The organism is Pseudonocardia terrae (genome assembly GCF_021343995.1).
Lineage (GTDB): Bacteria > Actinomycetota > Actinomycetes > Mycobacteriales > Pseudonocardiaceae > Pseudonocardia > Pseudonocardia terrae.
The window spans coordinates 21,344-28,903 of record NZ_JAJTTE010000074.1; the positions used below are offsets into that span (position 1 = coordinate 21,344).

7 protein-coding genes are annotated in these 7,560 nt (G+C 72.9%); 1 reads left to right on the forward strand and 6 read right to left on the reverse strand.

Going from position 1 to position 7,560, the window contains the following annotated elements; all coding sequences use genetic code 11:
- Positions 1-5 precede the first annotated feature (5 nt).
- From LWC33_RS31325 to LWC33_RS31345, 5 genes are all read right to left on the reverse strand, one after another.
- Positions 6-1,727 (reverse strand): class I adenylate-forming enzyme family protein, encoded by a 1,722-nt coding sequence (locus tag LWC33_RS31325; RefSeq protein ID WP_233308319.1) that lies wholly within the window; start codon positions 1,725-1,727, stop codon positions 6-8.
- Positions 1,728-1,788: 61 nt separating this feature from the next.
- On the reverse strand, positions 1,789-2,571 hold the full coding sequence (locus LWC33_RS31330) for a crotonase/enoyl-CoA hydratase family protein (RefSeq protein WP_233308320.1): 783 nt from the start codon (positions 2,569-2,571) through the stop codon (positions 1,789-1,791).
- Positions 2,571-3,332, reverse strand: coding sequence for an SDR family oxidoreductase (locus tag LWC33_RS31335; RefSeq protein ID WP_233308321.1), 762 nt, complete (start codon positions 3,330-3,332; stop codon positions 2,571-2,573). Before LWC33_RS31335 ends, LWC33_RS31330 begins: the two co-directional genes overlap by 1 nt.
- Before the next feature lie 13 nt (positions 3,333-3,345).
- Complete coding sequence (locus LWC33_RS31340) at positions 3,346-4,491, reverse strand: acyl-CoA dehydrogenase family protein (protein WP_233308322.1); 1,146 nt, start codon at positions 4,489-4,491, stop codon at positions 3,346-3,348.
- Positions 4,492-4,493: 2 nt separating this feature from the next.
- The gene (locus LWC33_RS31345) at positions 4,494-5,636 is read right to left on the reverse strand and encodes a thiolase family protein (protein WP_233308323.1); all 1,143 of its coding nucleotides are present in this window, start codon (positions 5,634-5,636) and stop codon (positions 4,494-4,496) included.
- A 150-nt stretch (positions 5,637-5,786) separates the two neighbouring features.
- Here LWC33_RS31345 and LWC33_RS31350 point away from each other — a divergent pair, with 150 nt between their 5' ends.
- A complete protein-coding gene (locus LWC33_RS31350; protein ID WP_233308324.1) occupies positions 5,787-6,686 on the forward strand; it encodes a LysR family transcriptional regulator in 900 nt (299 codons plus the stop codon).
- On the opposite strand, the gene LWC33_RS31355 is transcribed toward LWC33_RS31350, so the two are convergent.
- Positions 6,636-7,517, reverse strand: coding sequence for a LysR family transcriptional regulator (locus tag LWC33_RS31355; RefSeq protein WP_233308325.1), 882 nt, complete (start codon positions 7,515-7,517; stop codon positions 6,636-6,638). The genes LWC33_RS31350 and LWC33_RS31355 overlap by 51 nt on opposite strands.
- Between the last annotated feature and the right edge of the window lie 43 nt (positions 7,518-7,560).

Here is a 7,560-nt window from a genome sequence, read left to right on the forward strand (position 1 = left end):
TCCTCTCAGCCGCTCGACGCGGACACGGCCGCGTCCTCGGCGACGATCTTCTCCAGGTCACGCTTGAGCACCTTCCCCGTCGGCGTCGCGGGGAGGGAGTCGCGGACGTAGACCGCCCGCACCTTCTTGTAGGGGAGCACCTTCTCGGCGACGTAGGCGAGGATCTCGTCCGGGTCGGGGCTGAACCCGCGCCGCGGGACGACGAACGCCACCGGCTCCTGACCGGTGAGCACGTCGGGCCGACCGACCACCGCGGCCTCGGCGATCGCCGGGTGGCGCAGGAGGACCTCCTCCAGCTCCCGCGGGTACACGTTGTACCCCTTGTAGATCAGCATCTCCTTGCTGCGGCCGACGATGTAGAGGTAGCCCTCCTCGCTGAAGCGACCGAGGTCGCCGCTGCGCAGCCAGCCGTCGACGAACTGGTCGGACAACTCCTCGTTGCGATAGCCCGCCGTGACCTGGGGGCCCCGGATCCACAGCTCGCCGGTCTCGCCCTGCGGCAGGACCACGGAGGGGTCGTCCACCGAGCGGACCTCGACATCGGTGTCGAACATCGGCACCCCGACGCTGCCGACCGGCGTGTCGCTGCCCCGCACCACCGGCCCGGCGCTGACCACGCAGGTCGCCTCGGTCATGCCGTAGCCCGGGCACACCACCGCGCTGGGGATGGTGGCGGCGAGCTCGCGCTGGACGCTCGGGTCCAGTGGGCCCGCTCCGGCCGAGCACACCCGCAGCGCGCTGAGATCCCGCTCGGCGATGTCCGGCACAGCGAGCAGCGCCTGCCACATCGTGGCGCCGCCGGTGATCCAGGTAGCCCGGTACTTCTCGATCTCGCGCAGCAGACCCGCGGGGTCGAAGCGGCCGCCCAGCACGATCCGGCCCCCGCAGAGCAGCAGGAAGTTCATCTGGATCAGGCCCTGCGCGTGGTACAGCGGGGAGACGGCGATCATGACGCCCTCGCCGATCTTCAGCCCCGGGTCGTCGCACGGGACGAGCGGGGTGAAGGTCACCTCCCGGCCGTTGAAGCCCATCTGCTGCACGGCACGGTGGCCCACCATCTGGGTCACGTTCGCGATCACGTTGCGGTGCAGCACCTGCACGCCCTTGGGGATGCCGGTGGTACCGCCGGTGAACGCGATGTGCGCGATGTCGGAGCCGTTGTGCCCGGGCACCTCCGGACGCACGGTCGGCATCCCGCCCGTGAAGTCCTCGAAGGTCACCACGCCCGGGGAGCCCGCGGCCTGCGACCGCTCGGCGGGCGCCGACCGGGTCGGCGACGTCAGGACGACCGTGTGCACGGCGGTGCCCTCGCGCGCTTCGAGCAGGCTCTCCAGCTGCGGGTCCTGGGTCACGACCACGACGGTGCCGACGTCGACCAGCTGCGCATGCAGCGTCGAGACCGGGGTGAGTGGGTTGCCCAGGGTCACCGAGGCGCCCGCCTGCAGCGCGCCGTAGTAGGCCACGAGGAACCGCAGGTTGTTCGACAGGTGCAGCAGCACGTCGTGCCCGCGGTCGACGCCCGCCCCGCGCAGGGCGTGCGCGAACGCGGCCGCCCTGGCGTCCAGCTCGACGAACGAGAGGATCTCGTCGCCGTCCACCACGGCGATCGCGTCGCCGTAGCGGGCGGCCGCCGCGGCGGTCACGTCCGCCACGGTCATGTCCGGGTAGGCCAGTGACTCGGGGAGCCCCTCCGGCCACCGCTTCGCCATTCCGGTCCGTCCGGTCATGCGGTCCACCTCCCTGTGAACACCCCGGGGACCGCGTCCCGCGGGGTCGCTCGTCGCTTCCTCAGCGCCCGGTCCACACCGGGTCACGCTTCTCCGCGAAGGCGCGGGCACCCTCGGCGGCGTCCTCCGACGCCAGCACCGTCTCGACGGCCTCGCGCTGCATCGCGAAGTCCGCCGGGTCGGTGTGGCCCGCCGCCGCGGCCAGGATCTGCTTGGTCGTGCGCACGGCCAGCGGGCCGTTGCGCGCGATCCGGGCGGCCAGTGCGCGGGCCTCGGCCAGCGCGCTGCCGGGTTCGGTCAGCGTGGTGACCAGGCCGTAGCGGTGCGCGGTCTCGGCGGAGACCGGGTCCCCGGTCAGCGCCATCTGCATGGCCACCGGGTAGGGCAGGACGTTCGGCAGCCGGAGCAGGCCGCCGCCGCCCGCGACCAGGCCGCGAGACACCTCAGGCAGCCCGAACCTGGCCTCTCGGGAGGCGACGACGAGGTCCGCAGCCAGCACGAGCTCGCAGCCACCCGCCAGGGCCCAACCCTCGACCGCGACGATCAGCGGCTTCACCGGAGGCTTCTCGACGATTCCCGCGAAGCCGCGGCCCGGCAGCGAGGGGCGCTCGCCGCGGGCGAAGGCCTTGAGGTCCATGCCCGCGCAGAACGCGCCGCCCGCCCCGGTGAGGATCCCGACCACCAGGTCGTCCCGGGCGTCGAGCTCGTCGACCGCGGCCGCCAGCGCGGCGGCGGTCTCGGCGTCCACGGCGTTGCGTGCCCGCGGCCGGTTGATCGTCATCAGCGCGACGCCGTCGCTGAAGTCGGTGAGGACCTTCTCGGTGTCGACCAGTGCCGTGCCCATCAGCGGGGCGCCATCCGCAGCGCGCCGTCGAGGCGGATGGTCTCGCCGTTGACGTAGCCGTTCTCCAGCAGGTGCGCAGCCAGCTCCGCGTACTCCTCCGGCCTGCCGAGCCGGCGCGGGCTTGGGATCGAGGCCTCCAGCCCGGCCTTCACCTCGGGCTTGAGCCTGCCCAGCAGCGGGGTGTCGATGGTGCCCGGCGCGATCGTGCAGACCCGGATGGCGCGGCTGGAGAGGTCCCGTGCCGCGGTGAGAGTCATGCCGACGATCGCCGCCTTGGCCGCCGCGTAGTTGATCTGGCCGATCTGGCCGTCGTAGGCGGCGATGGACGCGGTCAGCACGATCGCGCCGCGCTCGCCGTCGACCTCGTCCCGGCGTGCGATGCGCTCGGCGCCCAACCGCAGCGCGTTGAACGAGCCGGTGACGTTCAGCCGGATGACGTGCTCGAAGTCCTCCAGCGACCCCGGTGTGCCGTCCTTCTCCAGCACCCGCATGCGGCGACCGGCGCCCGCGCAGTGCACCACACCGCGCAGCCCGCCCGCCTCCTCCGCGACGTCGAGGCCCGCGGCGAACGACTCGGCGTCCGTCACGTCCGCCTCGACGAACCGAGCCCGCTCGCCCAGCTCGGCGGCGGCCTCCGCGCCGGTGGGCGAGAGGTCCAGCAGTGTGACGCTCGCGCCGCTCTTGACGAGCCGGCGGGCCGTCGCGAGACCGAGGCCCGAGGCCCCGCCCGTGATCGCGACCGATGCTCCCTCGAGTTTCATGGGGTGGGCCCTCCTAGAGGCCGAGTGACTTGGCGACGATGGTCTTGAGCACCTCGGTCGAGCCGCCGTAGATGCGGCTGACCCGGGCGTCCGCGTACATGCGCGCGATCGGCGACTCGGTGATGTACCCGTAGCCGCCGAACAGCTGCAGGCAGCGGTCCACGACCCGGCCCTGGAGCTCGGTGCAGAAGATCTTGAGCTTGGCGGCGTCGACGCCGGTCAGCTCGCCGGCGTCATGTGACACGAGCGCCTGGTCCACCAAGGCCCGCCCCGCGGCGGCCTCCGTGGCGCAGGCGGCCAGCTCGAAGCGGGTGTTCTGGAACGACGACACCGGCTTGCCGAACACCTTCCGGCCGGTGACGTAGTCGGCGGTCAACGCCACCGCCGCCTCCGCTGTGGCGAGCGCGGTGGCCGCGATGTGCAGCCGCTCCTGGGGCAGGTTGCCGGTTAGGTAGCGGAAGGCCGCACCCTCCTCGCCGAGCCGGTTCGCCACCGGCACCTCGACTCCGTCGAAGAACAGGTCGGTGGTGTCCTGCACCTTCAGCCCGATCTTGTCGAACGGGGTGCCGCGGGTGAAGCCCGCCATCCCCCGCTCGACGACGAGCAGGGTCAGCCCGCCGCGGCGGTCCTCGGTGCGTCCGGTGCGGGCCACCACCACGACGACGTCGGCGTTGATCCCACCGGTGATGAACGTCTTGGAACCGTTGAGCACGTAGTGGTCGCCGACGCGCTCCGCCGTAGTGGCGATCCCGGCCAGGTCCGAACCCGTGCCCGGCTCGGTCATGGCGATCGCGGCCAGGGTCTCGCCGCTCGCCATGCCCGGCAGCCAACGCTTCCGCTGCTCGGCGTCGGCGTACCCCAGGAAGTACGGCAGGACGACGTTGGTGTGCACGTTGAACCCGCCGAGGTGAACGTGCGCGGCGGCCGTCTCCTCGATCCACACCGCGGGGTAGAGGAAGCTGGGCTCGCCGCCCCCGCCGTACTCCTCGGGGATGCGCAAGCCCATCACGCCGAGGTCGCCGAGCGCCCGGAAGATCTCGCGCGGCGGCATCCCCGCCTTCTCCCAGTCCGCGAAGTGCGGCACGACCTCCTTCGCGAGGAAGTCCCGAGCGGTGCGGCGGAAGGCCTCGTGGTCCTCACCGTAGAGGGTCCTGCGCATCGTCAGCGCTCCGCGTGGAGGTTCTCGACGACGATCGCGTTGGCCAACCCGCCGGCCTCACAGATCGTCTGCAGCCCGTACCGGATCCCGTTGTCCCGCATGTGGTGCACCATCCGGGTGAGCAGGATCGCCCCGGACGCGCCGAGCGGGTGTCCCACGGCGATCGCGCCGCCGAGCGGGTTCAGCCGCGCCGCATCCGCGCCGGTCTCCGAGCGCCAGACCAGCGGCACCGGCGCAAAGGCTTCGTTCACCTCGTACACGCCGATGTCCTCCAGCGTGAGACCCGCGCGGCGGAGCACCTTGGCGGTCGCACCGATCGGCGCGGTGAGCATGAGCACCGGGTCGTCCCCCGCGACCGCCGCGCTGTGCACCCGAGCGATCGGGGTCAGCCCGCGCGCGGCAGCGGCCTCGGACGTCATCATCAGCACCCCGGCGGTGCCGTCGGACACCTGCGACGAGTTGCCGGCGTGGATGACCCCATCCTCCTTGAAGACGGGCTTGAGCTTCGCCAGCGACTCCACCGAGCCACCACGCCGGATGCCCTCGTCCGCGATGAGCCCGCCGACCGGCACGAGCTGACCGGTGAAGGCACCGGCGTCGGTCGCCGCCGCAGCCAGCGAGTGCGAGCGCAACGCGTACTCGTCGAGCTCAGTCCGGGACAGGCCCCACTTCTCGGCGACCATCTCGGCGGCCAGCCCCTGGCTGAACCCGTCGACGCCGAAGCGTTCGAGGACCGACGGCGGCGCGACCTGGCCACCCGCGTGGGTGGATCCCATCGGGACCCGGGTCATGGACTCCACACCACCGGCGACGGCGACGTCGTACTGGCCGGACACCAGGCCCGCGGCGGCGAAGTGCACGGCCTGCTGGCCGGACCCGCACACGCGGTGCACGGTGGTCGCCGGGACCGTCTCGGGCCAGCCCGCGGCCAGCACCGACCAACGGCCGACGTTCGACGCCTGGTCGCCGCCCTGGGTCACGTTCCCCCACACGACGTCGTCGACGTCGGCGGGGTCGAGGCCGGTGCGTGCGGCCAGTGCCCTCAGCACGGCCGCCGACAGCTCGGCGGGATGGATCTCGGCCAACGCGCCCTTGCGCCGGCCCACCGGCGTCCGCACCGCGTCGACGATCACGGCGTCCCTCATCGGCGCTCCCGTCCGTCAGTCCGGCACCCCTGTGCGCCGGCTCTCGGACTCCACCACCCGGCGACGACCCCTGTCGAAGACACGATGCTGATTCGACCGTTCGGCGTTTCCTCTACCCCCTGGTCAAGGGGCACGAGTTACGGTTCCTGCGTGGATCTGCGGCTCGTCTCGTACTTCGTCGCGGTGGCCGACCACGGCAGCATCACCCGCGCCGCCGCCGCCCTGTTCGTCGCCCAGCCCTCGCTGTCCCAGGCGATCCGGTCGCTGGAGGGACAGATCGGGCTGCGGCTCTTCGACCGCGCCGGCGGGGCCGCCACGCTCACCGAGGAGGGCCGGGAGTTCCTCGGGGTCGCCCGCCGGATCCTCGCGGACGTCGACGTCGCCCGGGATCGGGTGGCGGCGGTCCGGGCGGGTGAGTCGGGGAGGCTGACGGTCGCCGCGCTCGCCGGGTTGAGCGTCGAGCCGCTGCCCGCGATCGTCCGGGCCTTTCGGGCGCGGCTGCCGGGGGTGCAGGTGACGGTGACCGACCCCGGCGGCGCGGCGGCGGTGGCGGACGCCGTACGGCGCGGGCAGGCCGAGGTCGGCCTGACCGCCCTGCCGGCGGGCACACCCGCGCTGGAGACCCTCGAACTGGCGGCACAGGAGGTCGTCCTGGCCCTGCACCCCCAACTCGCGGCGGGCCTGCCCGATCCGCTGCCGTGGCCGCCACCGACCCGGATCCCGCTGGTCGTCGAGACGCCGGACACCCGGTCGCTGCCGGTGGACCCCCTACTCGGCCGCATCGACGAGGTCGCCGTGGAATGCGCGCACCGCGCGGCGATCTACGCTCTGGTCCAGCACGGGGCGGGGGCGGCATTCCTGCCCCGCAGCGCCGTCGAGACCGAGCTCAGCGGCATCGCCACACGGTCGATCGATCCCCCGCTGTGGCGCACGGTGGGCGTGGTGTTCCGGCCCGGCCCGCTCTCTCCCGCCGCCGAAGTCTTCCTGGCGGCGGCGCGGTCACTCGCTGCGCACCCCGGCGACCCGGAGGAACTCGCGTCCGGCGGGTGAGGTGGTCTTCGGGTCGAAGATCACCCCGAACGGGTTGCGGATCGGCGGGTCGACCGCACGGGCCACCAGCCCGCGCGCCGCCCAGGAGAGCGCGACCGCGCGTTCGACGAACGTCGCCCCGATCCCCGCGAGCACGAACGGCAGCCGTGCCTCCCGGTGCTCGACGACAGCCGCGGGGCTGCGCAGCCTCCCAGCCTCGGACAGCGCCCGCTCGATCTGGCCGGGCAACAGCCCGCCGCGCGGAACGACGACGAGCGGGATGTCCGGGATCGCGCTGAGCGGCAACGGATCGTCCGGCGGTAGCTCGGTCCCCTCCGGGAAGATCAGCCACGTCTCGTAGACCCCGATCTCGGCGACGGAGAGCCCGTGGTCGTCGGAGAAGGGGAGGTGACCCACCGCGATCTCGCAGTGCCCCTCCCGAACCAGCACGCCCGCCGCCTGCCCGTCCCGCAGCACGCCCATCCGGATCGACACCCGCGGATGCCGGGCCCGGAACGACCCCACCAGCCTGCTCACCGGATCGACCGCGAGGCCTGCGTGCACGTGGATGTCCAGCCGCCCCTGCAGGTACCCCGCGGCGTCCGGCAACGCGCCGGAGGCCGCGACCACGTCCCGCACCAACCTGCGGGCCGGCCCGGTGAACGCGTGGCCCGCGGAGGAGAGGACGAGGCCGCGGCCGATCCGGTGGAACAGCGGAATGCCGAGCTCCTTCTCGAGCTCACGGACCCCTTGCGAGACGGTGGGTTGCGCAACTCCCAACGCGGTGGCCGCGGCGTTGACTCCGCCGTGCTCGACCACCGCGAGGAAGTAGCGCACCTGGTGCAACTGCACCCGGCGAGGCTAGACGGGCTGCGCGAACCGGACCAACCGCGCC

Bases quoted from the DNA above. Each gene is read 5' to 3' on its own strand.
- LWC33_RS31325 (WP_233308319.1), bottom strand. From the start codon at position 1,727: ATGACCGGACGGACCGGAATGGCGAAGCGGTGGCCGGAGGGGCTCCCC.
- LWC33_RS31330 (WP_233308320.1), bottom strand. From the start codon at position 2,571: ATGGGCACGGCACTGGTCGACACCGAGAAGGTCCTCACCGACTTCAGC.
- LWC33_RS31335 (WP_233308321.1), bottom strand. From the start codon at position 3,332: ATGAAACTCGAGGGAGCATCGGTCGCGATCACGGGCGGGGCCTCGGGC.
- LWC33_RS31340 (WP_233308322.1), bottom strand. From the start codon at position 4,491: ATGCGCAGGACCCTCTACGGTGAGGACCACGAGGCCTTCCGCCGCACC.
- LWC33_RS31345 (WP_233308323.1), bottom strand. From the start codon at position 5,636: ATGAGGGACGCCGTGATCGTCGACGCGGTGCGGACGCCGGTGGGCCGG.